This is a genomic window from Candidatus Leptovillus gracilis, from assembly GCA_016716065.1.
Taxonomy (GTDB): domain Bacteria; phylum Chloroflexota; class Anaerolineae; order Promineifilales; family Promineifilaceae; genus Leptovillus; species Leptovillus gracilis.
In genome coordinates, this window is record JADJXA010000012.1 from 117303 (window position 1) to 142065 (window position 24763).

General features: G+C 56.9%; 21 protein-coding genes. 9 read left to right on the forward strand and 12 right to left on the reverse strand.

The window, feature by feature from the left end; all coding sequences use genetic code 11:
- Positions 1–7 precede the first annotated feature (7 nt).
- From IPM39_22480 to IPM39_22505, 6 genes are all read left to right on the forward strand, one after another.
- Positions 8–931 carry an ABC transporter ATP-binding protein gene (locus IPM39_22480; GenBank protein ID MBK8988805.1) on the forward strand — a complete coding sequence of 308 codons (924 nt, stop codon included), beginning with the start codon at positions 8–10 and terminating at the stop codon, positions 929–931.
- Positions 932–941: 10 nt separating this feature from the next.
- On the forward strand, positions 942–1673 hold the full coding sequence (locus IPM39_22485) for an ABC transporter ATP-binding protein (protein MBK8988806.1): 732 nt from the start codon (positions 942–944) through the stop codon (positions 1671–1673).
- A gap of 84 nt (positions 1674–1757) precedes the next feature.
- The gene (locus tag IPM39_22490) at positions 1758–2726 is read left to right on the forward strand and encodes a tRNA-dihydrouridine synthase family protein (protein ID MBK8988807.1); all 969 of its coding nucleotides are present in this window, start codon (positions 1758–1760) and stop codon (positions 2724–2726) included.
- A 237-nt stretch (positions 2727–2963) separates the two neighbouring features.
- The gene (locus IPM39_22495) at positions 2964–4607 is read left to right on the forward strand and encodes a transporter (GenBank protein MBK8988808.1); all 1644 of its coding nucleotides are present in this window, start codon (positions 2964–2966) and stop codon (positions 4605–4607) included.
- A gap of 547 nt (positions 4608–5154) precedes the next feature.
- Positions 5155–7050 carry an ABC transporter ATP-binding protein gene (locus IPM39_22500; protein ID MBK8988809.1) on the forward strand — a complete coding sequence of 632 codons (1896 nt, stop codon included), beginning with the start codon at positions 5155–5157 and terminating at the stop codon, positions 7048–7050.
- Positions 7051–7103: 53 nt separating this feature from the next.
- Complete coding sequence (locus IPM39_22505; GenBank protein MBK8988810.1) at positions 7104–8936, forward strand: ABC transporter ATP-binding protein; 1833 nt, start codon at positions 7104–7106, stop codon at positions 8934–8936.
- A gap of 53 nt (positions 8937–8989) precedes the next feature.
- Here the strand turns inward: IPM39_22505 and amrA are convergent, their stop codons facing one another.
- The gene (gene amrA / locus IPM39_22510; protein MBK8988811.1) at positions 8990–9589 is read right to left on the reverse strand and encodes an AmmeMemoRadiSam system protein A; all 600 of its coding nucleotides are present in this window, start codon (positions 9587–9589) and stop codon (positions 8990–8992) included.
- Between the two features lie 145 nt (positions 9590–9734).
- On the opposite strand from amrA, the gene IPM39_22515 reads away from it, so the two are divergent.
- The 3 genes from IPM39_22515 to IPM39_22525 all read left to right on the forward strand — a co-directional run bounded on the left by IPM39_22515 (position 9735) and on the right by IPM39_22525 (position 12376).
- Positions 9735–10322 (forward strand): hypothetical protein, encoded by a 588-nt coding sequence (locus tag IPM39_22515; GenBank protein MBK8988812.1) that lies wholly within the window; start codon positions 9735–9737, stop codon positions 10320–10322.
- A 376-nt stretch (positions 10323–10698) separates the two neighbouring features.
- The gene (locus tag IPM39_22520) at positions 10699–11871 is read left to right on the forward strand and encodes a phosphoribosylaminoimidazolecarboxamide formyltransferase (protein ID MBK8988813.1); all 1173 of its coding nucleotides are present in this window, start codon (positions 10699–10701) and stop codon (positions 11869–11871) included.
- A gap of 115 nt (positions 11872–11986) precedes the next feature.
- Positions 11987–12376: a response regulator transcription factor gene (locus IPM39_22525; protein ID MBK8988814.1), complete on the forward strand. Its 390-nt coding sequence runs from the start codon at positions 11987–11989 to the stop codon at positions 12374–12376.
- Positions 12377–12405: 29 nt separating this feature from the next.
- On the opposite strand, the gene IPM39_22530 is transcribed toward IPM39_22525, so the two are convergent.
- The 11 genes from IPM39_22530 to IPM39_22580 form a co-directional block, all read right to left on the reverse strand.
- Positions 12406–13521 carry an HAD-IA family hydrolase gene (locus IPM39_22530; protein ID MBK8988815.1) on the reverse strand — a complete coding sequence of 372 codons (1116 nt, stop codon included), beginning with the start codon at positions 13519–13521 and terminating at the stop codon, positions 12406–12408.
- Positions 13522–13651: 130 nt separating this feature from the next.
- Complete coding sequence (locus IPM39_22535) at positions 13652–14044, reverse strand: response regulator (protein MBK8988816.1); 393 nt, start codon at positions 14042–14044, stop codon at positions 13652–13654.
- 243 nt (positions 14045–14287) lie between these two features.
- Positions 14288–14626, reverse strand: coding sequence for an ATP-binding protein (locus IPM39_22540; protein ID MBK8988817.1), 339 nt, complete (start codon positions 14624–14626; stop codon positions 14288–14290).
- 119 nt (positions 14627–14745) lie between these two features.
- Positions 14746–16266: a PP2C family protein-serine/threonine phosphatase gene (locus IPM39_22545; GenBank protein ID MBK8988818.1), complete on the reverse strand. Its 1521-nt coding sequence runs from the start codon at positions 16264–16266 to the stop codon at positions 14746–14748.
- A 29-nt stretch (positions 16267–16295) separates the two neighbouring features.
- Positions 16296–16634 carry an STAS domain-containing protein gene (locus IPM39_22550; protein ID MBK8988819.1) on the reverse strand — a complete coding sequence of 113 codons (339 nt, stop codon included), beginning with the start codon at positions 16632–16634 and terminating at the stop codon, positions 16296–16298.
- Positions 16635–16675: 41 nt separating this feature from the next.
- Complete coding sequence (locus tag IPM39_22555; protein MBK8988820.1) at positions 16676–18325, reverse strand: sugar transferase; 1650 nt, start codon at positions 18323–18325, stop codon at positions 16676–16678.
- 25 nt (positions 18326–18350) lie between these two features.
- Positions 18351–19865, reverse strand: a complete 1515-nt coding sequence (locus IPM39_22560) for a WecB/TagA/CpsF family glycosyltransferase (GenBank protein ID MBK8988821.1) — start codon at positions 19863–19865, stop codon at positions 18351–18353.
- A 20-nt stretch (positions 19866–19885) separates the two neighbouring features.
- Positions 19886–20602: an exopolysaccharide biosynthesis polyprenyl glycosylphosphotransferase gene (locus IPM39_22565; protein MBK8988822.1), complete on the reverse strand. Its 717-nt coding sequence runs from the start codon at positions 20600–20602 to the stop codon at positions 19886–19888.
- Positions 20603–20747: 145 nt separating this feature from the next.
- A complete protein-coding gene (locus IPM39_22570) occupies positions 20748–22001 on the reverse strand; it encodes a glycosyltransferase family 2 protein (protein ID MBK8988823.1) in 1254 nt (417 codons plus the stop codon).
- A gap of 288 nt (positions 22002–22289) precedes the next feature.
- A complete protein-coding gene (locus tag IPM39_22575; GenBank protein ID MBK8988824.1) occupies positions 22290–23405 on the reverse strand; it encodes a methyltransferase domain-containing protein in 1116 nt (371 codons plus the stop codon).
- 59 nt (positions 23406–23464) lie between these two features.
- Entirely contained in the window at positions 23465–24619 is a 1155-nt protein-coding gene (locus tag IPM39_22580) for a methyltransferase domain-containing protein (protein ID MBK8988825.1), read from the reverse strand.
- Positions 24620–24763: the final 144 nt, after the last annotated feature.

Genomic DNA, 24763 nt, shown 5'->3' on the forward strand with positions numbered 1-24763 from the left:
TGAAGCGATGATTCAAGTGGAGCATCTGGCGCGGCGGTTTGGGGCGGTAACGGCCGTGTCTGACCTGACCCTCGCTGTGCAGCCGGGCGAGATTTATGGCCTGGTGGGGCCAGACGGCGCGGGCAAAACAACTACCTTCCGCCTGCTGGTGGGCGCATTGCTGCCAGACAGCGGCACAGGGCGCATCGGCGGCTACGATTTGCGCAGCCACATCGAAGCGGCACGGCGGCTGATTGGCTACCTGCCGCAGCGCTTCAGTTTGTATGGCGACCTGACCGTCGCCGAAAATCTGCGTTTTTTCGCCGAGGTCAACGGCATCCCGCCCCAAGAGTGGCAGCCGCGCCGCGACGAGATGCTGGCTTTTGTCAATCTGGCCGAATTTGCCGACAGGCAGGCGCGGCAGCTTTCCGGCGGGATGAAGCAAAAGCTGGGGTTGGCGACGGCGCTGATTCACCGGCCCCGCCTGCTGCTGCTAGACGAACCGACCGGCGGTGTAGACCCGGTGACGCGCCAGGATTTCTGGCGGCTAATCGGCAAGGCGGTGGTGGAAGAAGGGCTGACGGTGCTGGTGAGTACGCCCTACATGGACGAGGCCAGCCGCTGCCACCGGGTAGGGTTCATGAATTACGGCCGTCTGCTGGCTGAAGGCGCACCACAAAGCCTCACCGCGCCGCTCAACGGCCGTATCCTGGAGTTGGCCGGGTCGCCGCGGCGATTGGTACGGACAACGGCCGCCCAGGACCCCGACGTGGAAGATGTGCAGGCTTTCGGCCACACCTTTCACCTGCGGCTGCGCCCTGGGACGTTAACGGCCGTGCGCCAACGGCTGCCCGCCGCCCTGCTCGCCGCCGGGGCCACTGTCGAACGTCTGGAACCGGCCGCGCCGCTGCTGGAAGATGCGTTTATCGAACTGCTAGAGGTTAGCGGGTAGTGCATTCCTTATGACAACAGCCATTACCCTACAGGAATTAACCAAGCAGTTTGGCGATTTTACGGCCGTTGACCGGGTCAGCTTTGCCGTGGGCGCGGGCGAAGTGTTCGGCTATCTGGGTCCCAATGGCTCCGGCAAGACGACGACCATTCGCATGTTGTTGGGTTTGTTGCAGCCCAGCGGCGGCAGCGGCCAGGTATTGGGACTAGACATCGCCCACGACGCAGAGAAAATCCGGCCCAAAGTGGGCTATATGTCGCAAAAGTTTGCCTTGTACAATGATTTGACGGCCGTCGAAAACCTAAACTTCTACGCCGGGGTGTATGGCGTGGCCGCACGGAACGGCCGTGTGTCCGAAGTGTTGGCCCTGGTCGGTCTGAGCGAACGGGCCAACGAACGCGCCGGGCAGCTTGCCGCCGGCTGGCGGCAGCGGTTGGCCCTGGGCGCGGCGCTGCTCCATCACCCCAGCCTCATCTTCCTCGACGAGCCGACCAGCGGCGTAGACCCGCAGGCGCGCCGCGCCTTTTGGGATTTGGTCTACGATTTGGCCGACCAGGGCGTGACTATTTTTGTGACTACTCATTACATGGACGAGGCCGAATACTGCGACCGTCTGGGTATCATGTTTCGCGGCCGACTGTTGGCCCTGGACACCCCAGCCAATCTGAAACGCGCCCTGTCTCCAACGGCCACCCTCGAAGACGTCTTCATCACCCTCGCTGCCAACCAACCAACCACCTGACGAACCCGTTATCTGTTATCCGTTGTCCATCACCCCTTCCGCCCCCTATCACCACATCACCCTTTCCGCTACAATAGAATCCCTATGAATTACGAAGCTGCTTTTCACGTCGGCGGCGTGCCCGTTTACGGCGACGTCATCCTGGCCCCCATGGCCGGGTATTCGGACGTGCCCTACCGGGCTTTGTGCCGCGCCTACGGCTCGGCCATGCACTACACCGAGTTTACGCCGGTGGAGGCGTTGATTGGGCGGCGGGTGCATCCCCGGTTTGCGCAGCGATTGGACAAACAGGTGGGCGAACGGCCGTTTGTCATCCAAATTTTTGGCAACGACGCCCAAAAGCTGCTGCGGGCGGCGCAGCGTGTGCTGCAATGGCAGCCCGACATTATTGACGTGAACATGGGCTGTTCTACGCGCAAAGTGAGCGGGCGCGGCGCAGGGGTGGGCATGATGCCCCAACCGGCGCTGGTGGCCGAAACCTTTCGGCTGCTCACCAGCCATTTGCCCGTGCCCGTCAGCGGCAAAATTCGCCTGGGCTGGGACGAATCGCAAAAGAATTATGGCGACATCGCCCGCATTCTGGTGGACAATGGCGCGGCGCTGATTGCTTTGCACGGCCGTACCAAAGTGCAGCAGTACGGCGGTCAGGCCGACTGGGACGCCATCGCCGACCTGCGGCGGCTGGTCGCCGTGCCGGTTATCGGCAATGGCGACGTGCAAACGCCGCAAGATATTGACCGGATGAAGGCGCACACCGGCTGCGACGCGGTGATGATTGGCCGGGCGGCCATTGGCAACCCGTGGATTTTTGCCCGGCAGGACAAAACCACGCTGCCCCTGGCCGCGGTGGCCGCCGCCGCCCGTTTACATTTGGTGGAGATGTTGGCTTATTACGGCCGTCGTGATGGTCTTCTGCTTTTCCGCAAGCACCTCAAGCAGTACGCCGCCGCCGATGCCGCCGCGCTGCTAACCATCAGCGACGCCGACGAACTGCTGGCGCGGCTGGACGAATTGGCGGCCATCCCCATCACACAGAGGTTGCCTTATCATTGACAGACAAATCTCCTTTTCAGAGACCGCAGAACACGGATTCCCCGGATTTGCGGATAAGGGTGATCGAGAAAAAAGCATCCGCACATCCTGCCAATCCGTTGTCAATTGGGCTGAATGTGCGTTCTGTCAGTCAACCAGGATAAATCTGAGAAAGATACCCTGTTTTTGTTTTTGAAAAACGCTCCCGAAAAAGATTTGTCAGTCAATCAGCAGGTCTTGATAATCTTGGACAAAATCATGATCGAATTGCTTGTAGAAGAACCTCTGTTATTGCTGTTTATCGTGTCCGGCGTCGGCTACGCCGTGGGACTCATCAAAATCAAAGGCGTGCGCCTGGGCGTAGCTGCCGTGCTGTTTGTCGGATTAGCTGTTGGCGCATTGGACCCCCGCCTGACACTGCCCCCCATTCTCTTTGAAATTGGCCTGATTATTTTTGTCTACAGCATCGGCATCAGCAGCGGCGCGGGCTTCTTCGCCTCGCTGCGTGGCAAAGGGCTGCGTGACAACCTGTTTGGCGCAGCCATGCTGACATTGGCGCTGGTGGTGGTGGTGGCGGCGCATTATGCCCTGGGGCTGCGGGCCACCGTCAGCGCCGGGTTGTTCGCCGGCAGCCTGACCAATACCCCGGCCCTGGCTGGCGTCCTGGAAAACGTCGCCAACTCGGCCCCGGCAACGGCCGTAGACATCATGCTCACCGAACCGGTAGTCGGTTACTCGGTGGCCTACCCCATGGGCGTCATTGGCATGATCCTGGCAATTTTGATCATGCAGCGCATCTGGAAGATTGATTACGCCGCCGAGGCCAAAGCGCTACGCAGTTTTCATCTGGTAGAGCAAGAGTTGTACAACAAAACCATCTTGGTAACACGGCCGGAGGTAACGGCGCTGTCCCTACGCGAACTCCGCCAGCAAAACAATTGGGATATCGTCTTCGGCCGGCTAAAACGGGGTGACGAGATCATCCTGGCCACCGGCGACACTCACTTGCAGCCCGGCGACCTCATCAGCATCATCGGCACGCCGGAAGAAGTAGACGCCATCATCCCCCTGGCAGGTGAACTGACCGACGAACACCTGGAAATGGACCGCAGCCTCTACGATTTTCGCCGCATCTTTGTCTCTAATCCGGCCGTCGCCGGGCGGCGGTTGGCCGACCTGCGCCTGCCACAAGACCACGGCGCACTGGTCACCCGCGTGCGCCGCGGCGACATAGATTTTCTGGCCCACGGCGACCTGGTGCTGGAATTAGGCGACCGCGTGCGCGTGGTCTCGCGGCGCAAAGATTTAACCGAACTCACGGAGTTGTTCGGCGACTCCTACAAACAACTCAGCGAAATCAACCTGATTTCCCTGGGCGTCGGGTTGACTTTGGGTTTGCTTATCGGCCTCATCCCCATCCCCCTGCCTGGCGGTATCACCTTCAAATTGGGTGCGGCCGGCGGCCCGCTCATCGTTGGGCTAATTTTGGGAGCCATTCGCCGCACCGGTCCCATCGCCTGGGTTCCACCTTACAGCGCCAATCTTACCCTGCGCCAGATCGGCCTGATCTTCTTACTGGCAGGCATTGGGCTGCGCTCTGGTTACACCTTTTTCACCACGTTTGCTGCCAGTGGTGGTTTGTCCCTCTTCCTGGCCGGAGCGGCCGTTACCTTCACCCTGGCTTTCGCTACTTTGATTATTGGCTATAAGGTGTTGAAAATCCCGTTTGGCCTGCTGGTGGGCATGTTGTCCGCGCTGCAAACACAGCCGGCCGTGCTAAGTTTTGGGCAGGAACAGGCGGAAAACGATCTACCCAATGTTGGCTACGCGCTGCTGTTCCCTGTCGCCACCATCGTCAAAATTTTCTACGCCCAACTTCTCCTCACGCTGTTATCACCGTGATCATGATAGACCTGGCAGGCTTATAGACCTTCCAGATTTCCCGTTCAAACCGTTAGATATTCCTCTAATTTGGGGGTTGACTTCCCCCCGATCATTTGTTATAGTGCTTTCCGGTTGCGCGTTCATGCGCAGCTAATCTTGAAAGGAGTATGGCGCAAATGGGTAACACAATCAGCAACACCATCTACATTGTTCCCAGCGGCTTTGACAAAGTCGTGTTATGCGCCCACGCATCCTGTCAGCTTGACATAAAGTAGCATTTGGCAAGCAAAACGACAGGGTCACGGCGCAACTAAAAGCCCGTGGCCTTTTTTGTTTCTGCCGGTAGCACACCAACCAGCAAAACGCCACGGGACCCCGTGGCGTTTTTTGTTGCCACAAACAACAAAGTAGACAGAGGTTGTCAGGAATGGAACGTAGACTTTAAAGAGACAATGCGACAATCGTGTAAGAAGTAAGGGACTCATTCTTTCTAGACTTTCAAAGAACACAATCCCCTTTGAAAGTTAGCAGAAGTTCACCCAGTGAACTTCTGAGAGGTATAAAAATGGATAATAAAGATTACGACCTCAAAAATATCGTAACAAATAAGAGATTGATTGGTTTGTGGCGCATAATGACCGGTTACCGCTGGTTGTATTTGCTGGCTATCGTGGCAATTGGTCTGTCGGCGTTGATGCGCTCCACCATTTATTACGCGCTGGGCTATTTTATAGACAGTGTGCTGACGGCCGAAGGCAATATCCTTGGCCAGAGCTTGTTGGTAGGGGCGGCCATTCTGGGGCTGGCGGTGATGCAAGGCACGCTGACGTTTATCAGCGGCCGTTCGGCGGCGAAAACGGCCGAAGGCATTACCCGGCGTCTGCGTAACTACCTCTACGACCACATTCAGCGGCTCAGCTTCACTTACCACGACAACATGCAGACAGGCGAACTGCTGCAGCGGTCCACATCAGACGTGGACGCGCTGCGCCGCCTGTTTGCCGAGCAGTTGAACGGCATTGGTAACATCACCCTGCTGTTCCTGGTGAACTTCACCGCCCTACTGCTGCTGAACGTGCGCCTGGCGGTGTATTCGGTGGTCGTCATCCCGTTCATCATCCTTATCTCGCTTTACTTCTTTAAGAAAGTGGGCGAGGTGTACGAGACGTATCAGGAACAAGAAGCCACCCTGTCTAATCGGCTGCAAGAAAACCTGAGCGGCGTGCGCGTGGTGAAGGCGTTTGCCCGTCAATCTTACGAGATTGACATGTTCGAGACCGACAATCGGGAAAAATATCGGCGTGGGCAGCGGCTCATTTTCATGCACGCTTCGTTCTGGCCGGTGACAGACATCATGTGTGGCGTACAAATGTTGGCCGGCTTCTTCCTGGGGGCGCGCATGGCGATTCAGGGCATCATCACTCCCGGCGAGTATCTGACATATGCCGGGCTGGTGGTGTTGATCATCTGGCCGATTCGCAACCTGGGTCGGTTGATCACCCAATTGTCCACCGGGTTAGTTTCCTTCGACCGGGTACGCGACATCATCCGTGAAGACCGTGAACCGCTGGACGCCGGGACATACATCCCCGAAGATGGGCTGCGCGGCGAGGTGCGCTTCAACCATGTTAGCTTCGCCTACGATAAAGAGACGCCGGTGCTGCACGACATAGACTTCGCCGTACAGCCGGGTCAGGTCATTGCCCTGTTGGGTTCAACCGGATCCGGCAAAACGACGTTGGTGAACTTGCTGCCACGCTTCTATGAGTACACAGAAGGCAGCATCACGCTGGACGGCGTGGAACTGCGCGACTATCCGCGCAAGTGGCTGCGGCGACAGATCGGCATTGTGCAGCAGGAACCGTTCCTGTTCTCGCGCTCTATTCGGGAGAACATTACCTATGGCGTAGGCCGAGACGTATCGGACGCGGAAGTGGAAGAGGCCGCGCGCGCGGCGGCTATCCATGATGTCATCCTCTCCTTCCCTAAAGGCTACGAAACGCTGGTGGGTGAACGTTGGGTGACGCTTTCAGGTGGACAGAAGCAGCGGGTGACGGTTGCCCGCACACTGTTGAAGAACCCGCGCATCTTGATCATGGACGACGCCACGTCGTCGGTGGACACGGAGACTGAGGCTTCGATTCGGGAAGCGCTGAATGGGTTAATGGCTACGCGAACAACGTTTGTCATTGCCCACCGGATTCAGAGCGTGATGGAAGCGGATTTGATTTTGGTGCTGGATAACGGCCGTATCATCCAACGCGGCATACACAGCGAACTGCTGGCCCAGCCCGGCACATATCAACAAATCTATGACTTGCAGGCGCGCATTGAAGCGGAACTGGAACAAGAGATCGCCTCGGTGGACCGGGCGCGGAATGGGAATGGCAATGGGCACGGCAATGGCCGCCATAACGGCCGTTTCCACGAAGAACTAACCACCACCCTGGCCGTCAACTAAATTAGAAGTTCAACTTCTGTAGAGAAGTTGAACTTCTAATCGGAGACCTCATCATGTCTGATGAATATCGTTTTGAAGAAGAAGAATTTAACACCCAATTTAACGGACAAACCGTCCTGCGTATTCTGAAACAGGGCCTGAACCATTGGCCGCTGATGCTCTTTTTCCTGATCAGCATCAGCATGGTGTCGGCGTTAGACAGCTACTTCACCTTCCTGAGCAAGCGCATCATGGACGAAGGTATCATCGCCGGCGACATGGACATGCTCACACGCATCATCATCCAGTATGGCTTGCTGATGATTTTGCAGGCGGTGATGGTTTTTGGCTTCATCACCTGCGCCGGGATGTTGAGCGAACGGGTGCAGTACGACCTGCGCAAGACAATGTTCGGCCGGCTGCAAGAGCTTTCGCTGTCTTACTTCGACCGCACGCCGGTCGGCTGGCTGATGTCGCGCGTGACATCGGACACACAGCGCGTGGGCGATCTGGTATCCTGGGGTTTCCTGGATGTGACCTGGGGCATCACCAACATCACAACCGCCCTGGTGTTCATGTTCCTGATTAGCTGGCGCATGGCGTTGATCGTCCTGATCATGATTCCCGTCTTGCTCATCGTCGCCTCGCTTTTTAAGAAGAAAATCCTGGTGGAATACCGCAAGGTGCGTAAACTGAACTCCAAGATCACTGGTTCTTACAACGAGAACATCACTGGCGTACGGGTGGTGAAATCGCTGCGACGCGAAGAAGAGAACCTGCGCGAGTTTGGCGAACTGAGCGGCAGCATGTACAAAGCCGGCTTCCGGGCAGCATGGTTATCGGCGCTGTTCCTACCGACGGTCTTGCTGATTACCGCGTTGGGCGTGGGCAGTGTGGTGGTTTATGGCGGCTACCAGTTTCAACTCGGCGGCATGACGGTTGGTGGTATTCAGGCTTTCATCTCCTACATCTTTTTCATGATGTGGCCGGTGCAAGAACTGGCCCGCGTCTACGCCGAAATGCAGCAGTCCATCGCTTCGGGCGAACGCATCTTCTCGTTGATAGACGCCGTGCCGGAGATTCAAAATCAACCCGGCGCGGGCGACCCTGGTTCGATTCGGGGCGACATCGTGTTCGACAATGTGGATTTCTACTACGAAGCCGAAAAACCGGTGCTGACGAACTTTAATCTGACGATTAAACAGGGCGAAACCATCGCCCTGGTGGGACCGACGGGCGCCGGCAAGTCTACATTGGTGAACCTGATCTGCCGCTTTTACGAGCCGAAGGGTGGCCAGATTCTGATCGCCGGGCAAGATTACCGTGACCTGACGCTGCACGCCATTCATTCACGAATTGGCATGGTGCTGCAAACGCCGCACCTGTTTTCAGGCACGGTGATGGAGAATTTGCGTTACGGCCGTTTGGAAGCCAGCGACGACGAGGTAATGGCTGCCGCCAAACTGGCCGGCGCCGATACCTTCATCAGTAAGCTGGAAAAAGGGTACAACACGCAGGTAGGTGAAGGCGGCGTGCTGCTGTCCGTTGGGCAAAAGCAGCTCATCAGTCTGGCGCGCGCCGTGCTGGCCCAGCCAGATGTCTTCATCATGGACGAGGCGACCAGTTCGGTGGACACGCTGACAGAAGCGCTGATCCAACAAGGCATGGAACGGTTGATGGAAGGGCGCACCAGTTTTGTCATCGCCCACCGGTTGTCTACCATCAAACGGGCTGACCGCATCCTGGTGATTGAGAAGGGTGGCGTCTCAGAAATGGGCACACACGCCGAACTCATCCGCCAGCGCGGCCATTACTACGAGTTATACACGAAACAGTTCCGCGATGAAATGGCGCAGGCTTACGCAGCCGAAGAAGGGAAAAAAGCGGAATTGGCCGCAGCGGTTTAACAAAGAACGAGTGAAGATTGGAGATGCGCAGCAGCATTTTCGATCTTCACTCCTCACTCTTCTTCAATCACGGCCGTTTCAAACCACCACAACTCCCCCTCCCGCCAGGCAAACCAGGGCAGGCCGGCCTTGCGGCACAAATTCTGCAAAAACTCCTCCCGCGTCCAACCAAAGATCACCGCCACCTGGGGCAGCAGCAGCCCTCGCTGACGGCCGTGCTGGAGACACAGCCCATGACGCCCCACCTCAATCTGACTCACATCCTCCACTCGTTGCAGCGGTGACAAGATAGAAATCTCAATGGCGATGTCGTCCAATTCGGCCAGAGTCAGCGGCGGGAAACGGGGGTCGCGCGTGGCCGCTTTCACCGCCATAGCCGCTACCACCTGGGCCAGAGGCCAATCCGGCTCGATATGGCCGATGCAGCCGCGCAGCCGCCCCGCATGGGGGACAAGCAAGTCGTCGCGCAGCCGTAACGTGACAAACACGCCAGCCGGCTGCTGCAAATCTGGATCATCTGCCTCTACCGGCAGCATCTCGCCAACCGCCAGATAATGTCGCAGGGCGGCGCGCGCCAGCCGCAGCAGCGTTTGCCCTTGTGCGGGCGTCAGGCGCAGCGGCACACCTCCGTCCAAATTAGTTTGTGCAGCCATTGGGCTTCTCCCTGCGGCTGCCTGTTACCAGGACAACCGCGCTACCTGAGCAAAGTTTACCATGAACCACTTGCCCCGCCACAACCGCCGTTTGAACCGGGCATTGGGGTAGACGGCCGTTCCCCCCTGTGGTAAATTTCCGCCTATGACAAACCGAGCCATTCTCTCTGTGTACGATAAGGCAGGGCTGGTAGATTTCGCCACCGCCCTGGCCGACCTGGATTGGGGATTAATCGCCAGCGGCGGCACCGCCCGCCAACTGCGAGAAACCGGCCTGCCTGTGTTAGATGTCTCCGACGTCACCGGCGCGCCGGAAATGTTAGGCGGCCGGGTCAAAACCCTGCATCCGGCCGTGCATGGCGGCATCCTGGCCCGCGATCTGCCCGAAGATTGGGCCGATCTGAGGGCGCAGAGCATCAACCCCATTCACCTGGTTGTCTGTAACCTGTACCCCTTCGAGAAAACCATCGCCCAGCCCGGCGTCAGCCTGGCCGAAGCCATCGAGCAAATAGACATCGGCGGCGTCACGCTGCTGCGAGCGGCGGCGAAAAACTTTGCCCGTGTCACCGTCGCTTGCGACCCACAAGATTACGCCATTATCCTGGCCGAACTGCGCCAGCATGGGCAGGTCACTCTGGCGACGCGGCAGCGATTGGCGGTGAAAGCCTTCGCCCATACCCGCGACTACGACACGGCGATTACGGCTTATTTGCAAGAGGTGACGGCCGTTTAGCCAGACCTGGGCGCACAGACAAGGTGACAGCTGACTTGGACTAGATTTTCAGGAGACCTCATGGGTGGGCTGCACCCACCAACACGAACGAAAACCCTGGGAGCGCAGGCGTCTCGCCTGCCGGGGCGGACGGGACGTCCGCGCTCCTATTTTCAAGGGACACATCATGAGTGGGTTGCACCCATCAACACGAATGAAAACCCTGGGAGCGCAGGCGTCTCGCCTGCCGGGGTGGACGGGACGTCCGCGCACCTATTTTCAAGGGAGACTTCACCGGCTGCGCCGACCACCATGAATGAAAACCCTGGGAGCGCAGGCGTCTCGCCTGCCGGGGCGGACGGGACGTCCGCGCTCCCATTTTCGAAGGAGGGAAACAATGACATCGGAAATTGAACTGCGCTACGGGATGAACCCCCATCAAAAACCGGCGCGAATTTATATTAACCACGGCGACCTGCCTATTCAGGTACTCAACGGCGCGCCAGGGTATATCAACTTATTGGATGCGCTCAATTCGTGGCAGTTGGTGCGGGAGCTAAATAAGGCTCTAGGGCTGCCGGCGGCGGCTTCGTTTAAACATGTCAGCCCGGCCGGCGCGGCCGTGGGCGTTCCTCTGAGCGATGCACTAAAACAAGCCTATTTCGTCGAACACGATACGCTGTCACCGCTGGCTGCCGCCTATGCGCGTGCGCGGGGCGCGGACCGCATCTCCTCGTTTGGCGATTGGGCGGCGCTGAGCGACGTGGTAGACGAATCAACCGCCCATCTGCTGAGGCGCGAGGTATCTGATGGCGTCATCGCGCCGGGCTATGAACCGGCGGCCCTGGAAATTTTACGCGCCAAGAAAAAAGGCAGCTACTGTGTCATCCAGGTGGACCCAAACTATGAGCCACCGGCAATGGAGCAGCGTGAGTTGTTTGGCCTGGTTCTGGCGCAAAAGCGCAACGACGCCCTGCCCACCTATGCTGATCTGGCAGAGGTCGTTACCAGCCAACAAAATGTGCCGAACAGCGCCCGGCGCGACATGCTTGTGGCGCTGTTGACGTTAAAATACACGCAGTCCAATTCAGTCTGTTACGCGCTGGATGGGCAGGTGATTGGCGTGGGCGCGGGGCAGCAGTCGCGTATTCATTGTACCCGGCTGGCCGGTTCTAAGACCGACATCTGGTTCTTGCGTCAGCATCCGCGGGTGCTGCACCTGCCCTTCCGCGATAAAATCGGCCGAACAGAGCGGGACAATGCCATCGACCAGTTTTTGCAGGAGCAGTTGACGCCGGCCGAGGAAGCAGTATGGCGACAAAACTTTACCGAGACGCCGGAACGGTTGACGGCCGTTGAAAAACGGGACTGGCTGAACCAGTTAACCGCGGTGACGCTGGGATCAGACGCCTTCTTCCCCTTCCGCGACAGCATAGACCGCGCCCAACAAAGCGGCGTGCGCTACGTGGTGCAGCCCGGCGGCTCCCTGCGTGATGATGTCGTCACCGAGGCGTGCAATGAGTATGGCATGGCGATGATTATGACCGGGGAACGCCTGTTCCACCACTAACTGCCCGACAGTACCGGCGTATGATGGACAGTCGCCGGTTTTCTTGTTACTCTCACGGGATAGCGCCGCTGTTATCATTAAAATAGGGTCTTTGGATTTTTGTTGAGGTTCATCATTGAATAAGCCCATTCCCCACGTTGTTAGCGTCGAAGATGACGATGGCATTTATGAACTGCTCCAGGTCACTTTAGAGGCGCTGCCTATCGTTTTGCATCGCGCCAGCGACGGCCGTGCCGCCATTGAACTAATCACCCACGTTCAGCCCGACCTGCTGCTGCTGGACATTGCTTTACCAGACATGCACGGCTGGGATGTGCTGAAGACCGTTTGCGAGCAGCACATGAAACCGCGCAAAATCATCGTCCTGACCGCTTATTCCGAACCCGCCCACCGCCTGATCGCCCACTTCCAGGAAGTAGACCGCTACGTGCAGAAGCCTTTTTCGCCGATGGGCCTGCGCCAGGTGGTCTGCACTCTCCTCGAATTGACCGAATCCCCCATTTAGAGTAGACCTGACCGGTTTTCGAAAACCGGTCAGGTCTGGCCGGGCTGTGAACGGCCGTTCCTCTGCTGCCGCTGCAAGACAGCGCGCACATCTGCTGGCTGCCAGCCAGGAGGCTTAAGCAGCTTGCCATCGGCGCGGCGCGGGCCACCCGCTTTTTGCAGATTGGCGCGATGCACTTCCTGGAATACCGCATCGGCGTCTACGCCACACGCTTCCATAGCCCCGTAAACAACGTAGAGTAAATCGGCCAGTTCGTGGACCAGCGGCGTCAGCGCTTCGATGGCGTCTGGCTGTTGGCCAGACTGTAATGCGGTGATAAGGCTGTGGCAGACGGCCGTTACCTCTTCATACTCCTCCTCAATTAATTTGAGCCGCATGGTCAGGTAGCCAGCATCTGGCAGCTGCGGGCCATGTGGCAGCGGCGACCCCACCGCCGCATGAAATTCACGGATGCGCCGGGCATTGCTGTTCAGAAAAGGGACCTCCCTGGCCCCCAGGTGACCCAGAAGTTGTTTCAGCGACATATCGGCCAGGGAGGTGAGCCGATACCCCGTCTGGGGGAAAGTCAACTGGCTGGTCATCTGGTTGGGCACGACGACGCAGAAAATACCGGCCGCCTGCGCCGCCGCCGCCCCATGTGGCGAATCTTCAAAAGCCAAAGCCTCAGCAGCGCTAACGTTCAGCGCCGCCAGCGCCGCCAGGTAAACGGCCGGGTCTGGCTTGGCCCGGCTGCCCACATCGTCGCGGCAGCAAACCGCGTCGAACTGGTTGGTGATGCCCAGCCTGTCCAGCAGCTTATCTACCCAGGCGTGGGGGGAACTGGAGGCGACGGCCGTTTTTAACCCCAACTGCCGCGCTTCAGCCAGATAGGCCGCCACACCGGGCATGATACTCTGTTGAGCCATCAACTCGTCATCCCGACGGCGGCGGTTGGCCTTCACCGCTTCCCGGTCTATGGCGCGCCCCAGCAGCGATTCCAGATACGTATAGGGATTCAAAAAGTTAACCGAACCGATATTCTGCACCCACACATCCAACGGCAAATCTACGCCAAACGAGTGGTACGTCTCTTGCCAGGACACAAAATCCGGCGTTTCGGAGTCCAAAATCAGGCCATCAAAATCAAAAATAAGTGAACGTAACATAATAAGTTTGACTAACCTTTGACCATTACAGAATCCAACAAAAAAGCCCGCACTATGTAGATGCGGGCCGTTCTAATTCTCTTGTCAGCGGAACAATCCCCGTTTCGTCGTTTTCGCCGGGCAAGACTGGTTAACCGGTTAACACAGCATCTGACTCTACCAGGGCCAAACACTCTGTGACAACCCGGTTCAATTCCCAGGAACTAATCGGCTGTGTCAGGAAACGGTTCGCCCCTTTGGCTGCCGCTTCCATGGGGGCCTGCTGTTGGCCGCTGGCTGTTAACATAATAATTGGCAAATTTTTGAACCTTTCCTGAGACCGAACCTGCTCCATCAGGGTAAAACCATTCATAATCGGCATGTTCAAGTCGGTAATCATCAAATCAACCTGGAAGTTTTCTAAATGCTCTAGCGCCTGGGGGCCACTTTCGGCCGAAATTGTCGTGTGGTTGATTCGTTCTAACATGAGTGTTAAAAGGCGATGTGTATGGGGCGCATCGTCTACTATAAGAATTTTCGCCATCTAATAGACCCTTTTCTTTAGTAACTGCTGCGCAGCCCGGCTGCTCAACGTCCAACTTCGTTAACCCGCTACTCTGATACAAACGAAGTTAATGTAGCCTTAAAATAGCACAATTTTCTGTCGGTGGACCTTAAGAGCAGCTCCCGCAGATGGCGCAGCGGATAGGAAGAAAAGGTGAAACGGCCGTACACCAACCCCCATTTTCTGTGGTGCAGGACCAACCAGTAACAGATTACACTGAGACTAGAAATACTTTACCAGGCGCCAGCGGTTGTTGCCTGGCTCTGGAAAATACGCTACTTCGTCCATAAGTTGGTGGACCAGAAACAGGCCATAGCCGCTGGTTTGTGGCTGCTCAAAATTTGGCGCAACCACATCGGCCAGGTTAAACGATTGGCCGCGATCGTGCAGTTCAATGATAAATTGACGCGGCTCTTCGAGCAGTGTAAAAGCAATCTCAATACGGCCAGAAATACCGGCGTAGGCATGTTCAACAATGTTGGTACATGCTTCATGCACGGCCAACTCAATGTTATAGAAAAGAGAATCCTGTGCTGCCAACCCTTGTTGGCGCTCAAACATGGCGCGGACACAAGCGCCGAGGACGTTTAGATATTTGTGGATGGCCGGCAGTTCCAGCCGGACGGTATTCAATAGGTTTGCTGGTTTCACAGAAGCCTCTTGTTGGCTGTCGTTCAGGTTCACGCGCCAACTCCTTTAAGAACGACTAACGTCTGGTCATCGGCCTGAGACATGCCACTGCTAAAACTCAGTACCGTCTGGTACAGGCCTTCGGCGATGGCGCGGGCCGACTTCGGGGCCAACGACTGCACCAGAGAGACAAATCTATCGTAGCCAAATTCTTTGTCCTGCGCGCTGCGGGCTTCGCTGAAGCCATCTGTCGCCACAACGAGTACGTCACCGGGTTGGAAGTCAATCCACTGGTCCTTAGATAGGCTTGTTGGCAGAATGCCCATCGGAACGCCATCGGCCTGCAAGAGTCTGGCTTCGCCGCCGGCCGGGCAGTAGATAACTGGTGAATGCCCGGCGTTGGCGTAAAGCAGCTGCCGCCTGATTGAATCATATTGGCCGACAAAAATGGTGGCAAACATGCTCAGTTTGGTGAAGTCGTCGTAAAGCTCCTGGTTCGACCGAGACATGACATCTTGGGGCGTGGGTCTGGGTATCATCCTGGTTTTGGTGCGAATGACGGTGCGCGTCATCGCCATTAAGAGGGCGGCGGGAATGCCTTTGCCGGAAATGTCGCCAACTGTAAAGGTGAATGGCTGGTCGGCGCCAATGATAAAATCGTAAAAATCGCCGCCTACTCGTGAAGCAGGCCAGGAAGCGGCCCACAGGTCTAATCCGGCAATGCCCGGAGGGGTTTGCGGCAGCAGATGAATCTGAATGCGTTGGGCCAGGTCCATTTCTGTTTGGAGGCGGGTCTGTTCGCGGCTAACCTGGTGCATGATGACATTTTCGATTTGCGCGCCGGTGAATTCGGCGATGGCGCCGGCGAGTTTGATGTCGGGCGAGTTGAAGTCGTCGTCGAGCTTGTTGAGCATGCCCATGACGGCCGTTTCTGCATCCCGCACTTTGATAGGCACAAGCAGCATATTACGCACGCCCTTTACCTGTTCACCCGCACCACTACGGCTGATCAGAAATTCATGCCGGGATGCTTTCATCAGGCCAATGGCTTGCTGCAATGCCTCTTCACTGAGAATCGGCTGCGGGTAAAATTGAATGATGGGCGAACGCCCTTTCATGTGGACCAGAAAAAAGGCCGCTTCCGCTTTGACCAGACGGGCCGTTTCAAAAGCCAATCGCGTCAACATCTGTTCAGCGTCCAGATAATTGCGGGTAGCCTGGGTGAGATCATAAAGCGCCAGCAGTTGGTCTTGGGTGTCTATCAGATCTGCGCCCATGCTGTTCAGGTCTCGCTCCAGGCGGGCGATCTGGGCGATGAGTCCGGCTTGCGCTTCCAGGCGTTGGCAGTCGGCCGGCGACGAGAGACCGGCCAGGCGCAGCTCGCCGATCTTGACCGCGTTGACCTGAATTGCCTTTACCAGAGAAGCGTTGGATACCTTGTCAGACGGCCAGGCGACCAACAGCGCGTCGTCGGCCCAAACGGAAAATGAAGACGCGCCAGAGTCCAGCCAATCTTGGGCCAGGGTTGTCAGATGTTTGTGTTGTGAGGCTAAAATGGAGGGTAATATCATGCCATCCTCATTCCTTGTGGAGCGCCTGGTTAGCTGGCAAAAGCCTGTATGGCTTCCTCTTCATGGGCAAAAATCTCAAAGAACCTGTCCAGGCGCGTTAACTCGAAGACCATGCGCACCGACTGTTGCAGGTGGCACAGCCGCAGGTCGCCATTTAACTGGCGGCAGCGTTTCAGGCCGTGAACCAGGGTAGCCAACGCGGTTGAATCCACAAAGTCAACTTTTTCCAGGTTAACGACGACATTAGCCGGCTCGTCAATCATGGCTTGTTCAAGCCACTGCCTGGCTGTATCGGCGGTGTATGTGTCAAAACGTCCTGCAAATTCCAGGATTTTCACATTATCGGCAGAACGTGTTTCGATCTCCATGTGCTGCTCACTCCTTTGCGATATAAACCCGATTGGTTTGGTTATTTTTGGCCGTCTTCAGACACCGACGAACGTCGTCGTCGCCAGGCGGCCGGGGTTTGGCTGAGGATGTTCAGGTCGGTGCGCCAGGATCGGGTAGCTACATAGTAGGCGTCGGCGATCAAGATTTCGTCCAGGCTGCTTCCTTGCCGTGTCTGAATGTACCACAAACCGGTAAAACCGGGGGGATATTCGTGCCGTTTTTGCTGCCAATCTTCACGAATCTGGGCAGCGGCTTCGGGTGTGAGGGGTTTTACGCCAACCAGCCGCAGGTCGCCGGTGAATACGTTCCACAGTTCTGGCAGCCGATGGATGCCTGTTTGTTTTAACCAACGGCCGATTCCGCTAAGACGGCCGTCTCGCCGGTGTGTCACAAAGCGCCAGAGCGTCATCTTTTGCAAAGTGGTCGAACTGCGCAGGCCGGGCTGCTCCGGCCAACCACCCAGCCGCTCCACTCGTTCAAAGATACGGCCGCTGCTGATGAGAAGCAGCAAAGCCAACGGCACAGTCATAAAAAACGTGGCCCACAGCAGCCAGAAAGCCAGGAAACCATCCCACAAACGCTGCAAGCGGGTGTCTACGATGCTTGTTACCTGTCCCAGTAAAAACTGGTCAACCACCTGCGTGCTTTCGGCTGTCAGGTTATCTACCATCAGGTCTTTGTTGACAAAACGGCCGTCAATCTTCACCAACTGCCCTACATACGTATAGCCCGAAATCGTGCTGCGGCTGATGGTGGCGTCGTCGTCTATGACCACGTTAGAACCGACGACCACTTCTGGCCCCAATTCCACATCTGAACCAATCTGGCAGTTTTGGCCGATGTATACCGGTGGCAAGATACGGGCGCTGGGATGGATCATGTGGTTACGCCCGACCCAGATGCCCTGGGAAATTTGCCGCCCTTCCAGCGCGGGATAAGTCAGCGCGGGCAGGCCGTTTAACCCTTCCGGGTGGTCCCAGGCGCTGTACAAGACGTGCTTCTGCGCGGCGTGATACGCCTGAAAAGTCGCCAGGTTATTCCAATAACCGGCCATCTGATAGGTATCCACCGGCACGGCAACGGCAAGCAGGGCGGGCACAAGCTGCGTCTCAATATCGAACGGCGTCCGGGGCGGGATGAATTGCAGCACTTCCGGTTCAAAAATCCAGATGCCGGTGGCATAAACCTGGCGGCCCTCGGCCGCGGCAGCAACCTGTCCGGCATCATTCAGGCAAAAATGGGGCGCATTGTCTGCCGCGACGGCATGAACAACGGCCGTCGCTTTGCTTTGTCGTTGGCGGTGTTGCGCGAGTACGGCCGTCAGGTCCACATCTACAATGGCATCGGCCGGCAGCGCCACAAACGTCGTCGTCAGGGACGGCTGCGCCCACTTCAGCGCACCGGCCGATCCCCAGGCGTCGCGCTGCAACAGATAATTCAGGGTAATGCCCCACCGCTGCCCACTGCCCAGGTAAGCCTCGATGTTCCCAGCCAGGTGGTAGAGACTGACAACAATCTGTTTAAATCCCTGCCGCGCCAGCAGTTCGATGGGGTACAACATCACTGGCCGGTCGGCGATGGGCAGCATCGGTGAAGGCGACGTCAATGTCAGCGGGCGCAGCTTATCGGTTTCACCGGTAGCCAGTAAAATTGCCTGTACGTTTTCCATTTAGATACATCTATCCGGGCAGCTATCAGGAGGTAGCGGCCGAAACATCACTATAAAGAGACAATACTTTGTCGAAGCGAACCATCTGGATGACCCGCAGCACATCTTTAGAACAGTTGGCGACGCGCAGTTCACCGCTGCGCTCGATGGCGTTGCGGCTAATTTGGGCCAACGCGGCCAGACCGGCGCTGGCTAACAAAACAGTTTCTGATAAATCTAACACAACACGCGGATTTTCGTCTAATAAAGCGACGCAGGTTTCGGCCATTTCTGTCGCGGTCGTGGCGTCCAGGCGGCGCGGCCCTTTGACGATGGTCCAGGCAGGGGCGGATATTTCGTCCTGGTCGTCAGCCGCGGCATGGGGGGCAGGCACGGCCGTTTGTGGCGCAGCTATCTGTCCACCGGCCGGCACAGGTTGACGATGCGCATGGCGCAAAGCCAGACCGTCATCAGTCGTTGCCACCATTTCAAAGAATTGGTCCAGCCGCAGCAAGGCCAGGGTTTGTTTAATGTTGGTCGGCGCGCCAACCAACCACAAGTCGCCGTGGGCATCGCGGGCCTGTTTGGTCAGCCCGACCAACGCGCCAATCACGGCGCTGTCGAGAAAAACGACATCGGTCAGGTTGACCAAAATGTAGGGGGTGACGGTTAAGGCTTCTTGAGCTATTTGGTTGAAGACGCCATAGTTGCTGACGGTGAGGTGGCCTTCGATGGTCAGAACGGCCGTGTCCTGTACAATCACCAGGTCGGTCTTCGGCAGCAGCGTCGTCGGCGTGCTGCCCTGGCGCATCACCCACCACTGGCGCAAAAAGAAAGCGCCAAAACCAACCATGTCCACCGCGTAGCGCCGCCACAAACGGCGCGGCTCCATTAGCAGCCGGTGCAGCCATTCCAACCCGGTGCGCTGCATCCATTCCGGGGCACGTTTGGTGTTGCCGGTGATAAAATCGAATGTGCCGCCAACGCCAATCATCACCGGAATAGCCAGTTCACGGCCGTACATGCCAATCCACTTTTCCTGCTTCGGGTTGCCGAAAGCCACCAGCAAAATATCCGGCTGCGCCGCCTTAATTTCGGCAATAATCGCCGGGTCCATGTCTATCACCGAGCTGTATGGCGGCGAATAGACACCGGCCACAATCAGATCGGGGTACTGCTCTTTCAGTAGAGCGGCGGCCTGGGCGGCAATACCCGGCGCAGCCCCCAGAAAATATACCGACAAGCCTTTGGCGGCGGCCCGTTCTGCCAGCGCCGGAATCATATCTGCGCCGGCCACCCGCCCTTCCAGGTTCACGCCCAACAAACGCGCACCCCACACCAACGGCATCCCATCGGCCGTCGCCAGGTCCGCTTCTTGCAGAAGATAACGTAGTTCCGGGTCTGCCAGGGACTTGACGACAAAATCGGCGTTCACCGTTGCTACCTGGTGAGTTTTGCCCGTTGCCCGGCCAATGCGGACAAATTCTTCCAGCCGATCCAGCGTTTCCGCCATGTTCAGGTCGTCAATGGGCACGCCTAAAATCACGATAAGCCTGCGCATAAACTGTTCTCCCCTTGGGGTTAGTAGGCGCCTCGGCCTGTTAAAACCGCCGGGATCGTCTTCAATAGAATTTCAATATCTTTCAGAAGGCTTTGTTCCGAAATATATTGCAAATCTAACTCCACCCAACGCTTGAAGCTCAATTCGCTGCGGCCAGACACCTGCTGTAAACCGGTGATGCCGGGCACGGCGTCCAGGCGGCGCATTTGATCAAACTGGTACAGAGCCACCTCATTAGGCACAGGCGGACGCGGCCCAACCAGGCTCATTTCCCCTTTGAGGACGTTGAATAACTGGGGTATTTCGTCAATGCTGGCCTTGCGAATCAGGCGGCCTACTCGCGTCACACGCGGGTCGTTTTTCATCTTAAAGACAACTTCGTCGGCATCGTTTTCGGCCATCAATTCTTTCTTACGTGCTTCGGCGTCCGTGTACATGGAGCGGAATTTATAGCAGTAGAATGTCTGGCCCCACTTGCCAACGCGCACCTGCTTAAAAAAAACGGGGCCAGGAGAGTCTAACTTGATGGCTATGGCAATGAGGGCAATGATGGGCAGGGCGAAGGGCAAGGCCAAACAAACGAGAATAAAGTCGAAGACTCGTTTGAGGTTGCTGTGGACCTTGTTGCGAATGACCCAAGTGATCAACCGCAGGCGCATCCGTTGAATGGTACGGCCGTTTTTGAAGCTCTGATTGCTGTACATTTCCAACATGCGGGCAGCTTTTGCAGCCTGCATTTGTTCATCGGCAATGAGGGTATCGGTGGGTGTCTGATTTGTCGGCGTTGTGTGATATTCAGTCATAGCAAATGTCATAGATTGTGTTGATAACTTCGTGTGGCGCCTGCTTAATTGTGAAGGCGTTTCTTGTCTGATTTGCACGTTATACCTCGTCGTTGCGTGCTGTTCGCACCCAGCCGTGAGAATCGAAGCCGAACAGAACACGCCCATAGTGCCAGACTTTCCAGGCAACAAAAACCGGGATGTTTAACAAAGCCATGTAAACAGTTCTCGGCGCGCGGACCAGACGCAGACCTGACAGCAGGTAGATGGCCTGGCCTATTACAAGGCCAACAGCGAGTAACAGAGTGACGTTTGCCAGACCTGAGCCGGACAACAGCGCCAGGAGCAGGCTGACAACCAGAAAAAGGGCTGTCAGCGCAGCCATTACCGAAAAAGGAGGAATGATGTGTTCCATGCTGGCGTCAAAAAAGAGATAAGCACGGCCGTATCGCCTTTCGCGCAGACTCTTGGCCATCGCCCGCAGCAGTTGGGGCACATAGAGGCGCATCATCTGGATGCGCCCGCGTTCCCAACGCACATTTTGCGTGGCGGCTCCGGCCAGCGTCTCCGGCATTTCCGCCTGGATAACCGCTTCTGGGGCAAATGTCACCCGTTCGCCGTTCAGAATGAGCGTCATGTGAAATTCGATGTCCTCGGTGATGGAAGCCGACCACTCATTTTGGCGCATCACGTCGGTGGCGAAGACCATGCCGTTGCCTTTGAGTCCGGCAGAACCCCCCAGGGCGGTGCGGCCTAACGGCCGTAAATAATGCAGCACCGCCAACGCCGCATAGCGCAAGCCCACGCTCCAACTCCGCCCAGGGTCGCGCACGGCATAATAGGCTTGAATCACCCGTTCCCCCCGCGCCAGACGGCCGGCCATGGCTTGCAAAAAATTGGCCGAGACCACCGTGTCGGCGTCCAGGATGACGACGGCGTCGTGGGCTTCGCCGCTGTGCCACAGGCGTTGCAGCAGCCATTGCAGGGCATACCCCTTGCCGGGGTTAACCGTGTCGAACCGTTCATGGACGATTGCTCCGCGCTGGCGGCCCATGACGGCCGTCTGGTCGGTGCAGTTGTCGGCGACCACATGGATGGTGAACAGGTCGCGTGGGTAAGCCAACTGCGCCAGATTTTGCAGCAGGTCTGGCAGCAGGCGCTCTTCATTATGCGCCGGTATAAGGATGACAAACCGGGACGCTGGCTGGCTGGTGAGATTGGGCTGCAAACGGGCATTTTGTCTGGCAGTGCGCCAGGCAACGGCCGTCAACAACAGCAGATAGCCTACCATAAAAGCGAGAAGCATCTCAGCTATCAGCAAAATGGCTTGCAAAAATAAAATCACATAGAACATAGCTATGATGGTTTAAAAAACAGGTTGGAAATTGCCTTGCTTGCCCACTCCATCTGCGAACAGATGCAGGCATACTTCGAGGGGTTTGGTCATCTCGTGGCAATAAAAGATTCCAATAAAATTGAATGCACCCAGACCAATGCCGTAGGACTTAGAACGTGGAAAAGTATTACGCTTCTGATCGTAGAGTTGTAAACTTACATTAACACTTACACGGGAAGAAAGGGTACTAGTACCTGTATTCGGTATTCGGCTTACGGCTTACGGAAAACGGCATCCCGTTGGCATTTAGGCGACGAGGATGTCGGTGACAAGACCCAGTTGGGCCAACTGTCCGGCGATTTCGTCTTCATAATTGCGGTTCATGATGATGACCACGTCGGGCTGGTAGACGCGCAGGAACTCCGGGGAGATAATTTCCTGGCCGCTGCCGGCGACAAACATCCCCTGCTTGCGCGGGTTGATGTCTACGGCATAGCGGATGAGTCCCGCCTGGTCGAAGGTGTTCATGAACATGACCCCTTTGGAACCCGACCCCCAGACGACGACGCGACGGCCGTTGCCGGCCAAATCCTGCAATACGCCCTGCCAGTGAGCCACTTTTTGCCGGTAATTGTCGGCGAAGCGGGCCACGTCGGCCGAGAGGTCGGCCAGGTCGGCGGTGCTAGCGGGGGGGGAAACGGCCGCTGCCGCCGCCAGCCTCGCCTCAATCGTCAAAAATTGCCCGCCAAAGGTCTCATTCACGGCCAACACGGCAAACCCGGCCTGGGTGAATAGATGGGTCAGGGAAACCGGGCTGTAATAGGAGCAGTGTTCATAAATGATGTCCCAAATGCCTAGCTGTCGCACCGTCCACAAGGCGTTGGGTACTTCAAAAAAGACGACGGTGTCCATACGGCCGTTAATCGCCCGGTGCACCGCTTTCAAAAAGGGAACCGGCTCATGGATGTGTTCCAACACATGGCGGCAGCAGATAAAATCGGCTGGGTAGTCGGCAAATTCCTCGGAATAGTAGGCTTGCACAAAGGAAACGGCCGTGTCGCCCACCCCTTCCTCCGCCGCATAACTGGGGTCAAACCCCACACCGCGATTGCCGCCCATCTGGCACAACATCTGCAAAAAATCTCCCTGCCCGGAGCCAATCTCCACAATGTCCTTGCCGCGCAGGTCATACGTCGCAATCAATCGCTCGGCCAAATTCGTGGCGTATTCTTGAAAACGGGGCGAAAAGTGCAGCGAGTTCTCATACGCTTCGGTGTAGGTCATCAACTCCGGGTCGAAGGCGCTGTTGTAGATGTGGCCGCAGTCCGGCAAATAGGTCAGGTGGATGTCGCCGCGTGGCGCAGACAATGCGCCCTCACGGCTGGGCCAGAGGACGTTGCAGTGGACCGGAAGTTGGTCCATATTGAGTACGGGTGACGGTGCGGCGCTGTCGCAGTTAGCAAGAGGAATTTGTTTCATGGCTAGATGTCCTCGACTGTCAGGATGGTGGGTGTCAAACCTATCGCTTGCAGATCGCGACCAATTTCGGCGCGATAGATCGGGTTCATGATGATGACCACATCCGGCGGGTCTGTCACAAGATGGGCTGGCAAGACAATTTCCTGTCCACTGCCGGCCAAAAATGTACCGGCTTTGTGCGGATTGATGTCTACCACGTAGGGGATGTCGGCCACGCCCAGACCCAACGTTGTCAGGAAGGCGACAGCTTTGGAACCGCCACCCCAGAGGGTGATTGTTTGTCCCTGGGCGCGGAGGGCGGTGATTTTTTCTTGCCAGGCGGCGATTTTTTGCGGCACGGCCGCAGCAAATCGTTCCACCGCCGTCAGCACGCCATCAAGGTCGTCACCGAAGGGAATAGGACTGTTGGGGTCGGGAACGGCCGTAGGCCGGGCGGCAATCATCAAATACTGGTCGTCGTAATCGGTCCACAAATCCAGCACCGTAAAACCGGTGTGCCGGAACAAGTGGGCCAACGAGCCTTTGGTGAAGTAAGAGCAGTGTTCGTAATACACATCCCAAAAAGCCAGATCATCCAGCACGTAAAAGGCGTTGGGAATCTGGAAAAAGACAATCGTCTCCTCCCGGTCGCCGATGGCCCGGCGCACGGTGCGCATAAAATCGCCGGTGTCGGGGATGTGTTCCAACGTCATTTTGCAGGCGAAAAAGTCGGCGTGGTAATCCGTGTATTTTTCCGAGTAAAAATCGGCGATGAAAGTCAGCCGGTCGGCGGCTTCGCTGGGGTGACGGCCGGGCACGTAGGCCGGATCAAAACCGATGCCCGTGTTTGGTCCCATCTCGCACAGCATGGTGATAAAGTCGCCTTTGTCGCAGCCAATTTCGATGACCGTTTTGTGGCGCAAATCAAACCGGTCAATGAGGTCTTGGGCCAGTTTTTGATGAAAGCGGTTGAAAGTAGACGAATACCCCTGGGTGGCTTCGTAGCGGGCGTTGTACTGCGTCAGCGCCGGGTCAAAATCCACGTTGGCGATGAAGCCGCTGGTAGGACTGACCGCCAGGGTGATGGTTCCACGCGGGAAATTGAGGGCTTCATCCTGGCTGTTGAGCAGCAGAACGCTGTTGGTTGGCGCGTTGTGGACCTGGTAAAAGGCTTTCATGCCAGGCGACCCACAACCGGGGCAGGCAACATCTAAATCGTGCATGGGCATCAGGTTTCCTTTTTATTTCACCACGGAGTCACGGAGGGCACGGAGGTTTTAAGCGTTATCTTGTAATGGTCACGATTTGGGTGGAAACGATGT

Excerpts from the sequence above, each read along its gene's own strand:
- IPM39_22490 (MBK8988807.1), top strand. The coding sequence starts at position 1,758 with ATGAATTACGAAGCTGCTTTTCACGTCGGCGGCGTGCCCGTTTACGGC.
- IPM39_22495 (MBK8988808.1), top strand. The coding sequence starts at position 2,964 with ATGATCGAATTGCTTGTAGAAGAACCTCTGTTATTGCTGTTTATCGTG.
- IPM39_22565 (MBK8988822.1), bottom strand. The coding sequence starts at position 20,602 with ATGCAGGCTGCAAAAGCTGCCCGCATGTTGGAAATGTACAGCAATCAG.
- IPM39_22485 (MBK8988806.1), top strand. The coding sequence starts at position 942 with ATGACAACAGCCATTACCCTACAGGAATTAACCAAGCAGTTTGGCGAT.
- IPM39_22505 (MBK8988810.1), top strand. The coding sequence starts at position 7,104 with ATGTCTGATGAATATCGTTTTGAAGAAGAAGAATTTAACACCCAATTT.
- IPM39_22555 (MBK8988820.1), bottom strand. The coding sequence starts at position 18,325 with ATGGAAAACGTACAGGCAATTTTACTGGCTACCGGTGAAACCGATAAG.
- IPM39_22520 (MBK8988813.1), top strand. The coding sequence starts at position 10,699 with ATGACATCGGAAATTGAACTGCGCTACGGGATGAACCCCCATCAAAAA.
- amrA (MBK8988811.1), bottom strand. The coding sequence starts at position 9,589 with ATGGCTGCACAAACTAATTTGGACGGAGGTGTGCCGCTGCGCCTGACG.
- IPM39_22580 (MBK8988825.1), bottom strand. The coding sequence starts at position 24,619 with ATGAAAGCCTTTTACCAGGTCCACAACGCGCCAACCAACAGCGTTCTG.
- IPM39_22550 (MBK8988819.1), bottom strand. The coding sequence starts at position 16,634 with ATGGAGATCGAAACACGTTCTGCCGATAATGTGAAAATCCTGGAATTT.
- IPM39_22575 (MBK8988824.1), bottom strand. The coding sequence starts at position 23,405 with ATGGACCAACTTCCGGTCCACTGCAACGTCCTCTGGCCCAGCCGTGAG.
- IPM39_22480 (MBK8988805.1), top strand. The coding sequence starts at position 8 with ATGATTCAAGTGGAGCATCTGGCGCGGCGGTTTGGGGCGGTAACGGCC.
- IPM39_22560 (MBK8988821.1), bottom strand. The coding sequence starts at position 19,865 with ATGCGCAGGCTTATCGTGATTTTAGGCGTGCCCATTGACGACCTGAAC.
- IPM39_22545 (MBK8988818.1), bottom strand. The coding sequence starts at position 16,266 with ATGATATTACCCTCCATTTTAGCCTCACAACACAAACATCTGACAACC.
- IPM39_22570 (MBK8988823.1), bottom strand. The coding sequence starts at position 22,001 with ATGTTCTATGTGATTTTATTTTTGCAAGCCATTTTGCTGATAGCTGAG.
- IPM39_22535 (MBK8988816.1), bottom strand. The coding sequence starts at position 14,044 with ATGGCGAAAATTCTTATAGTAGACGATGCGCCCCATACACATCGCCTT.
- IPM39_22515 (MBK8988812.1), top strand. The coding sequence starts at position 9,735 with ATGACAAACCGAGCCATTCTCTCTGTGTACGATAAGGCAGGGCTGGTA.
- IPM39_22530 (MBK8988815.1), bottom strand. The coding sequence starts at position 13,521 with ATGTTACGTTCACTTATTTTTGATTTTGATGGCCTGATTTTGGACTCC.
- IPM39_22500 (MBK8988809.1), top strand. The coding sequence starts at position 5,155 with ATGGATAATAAAGATTACGACCTCAAAAATATCGTAACAAATAAGAGA.
- IPM39_22540 (MBK8988817.1), bottom strand. The coding sequence starts at position 14,626 with ATGTTTGAGCGCCAACAAGGGTTGGCAGCACAGGATTCTCTTTTCTAT.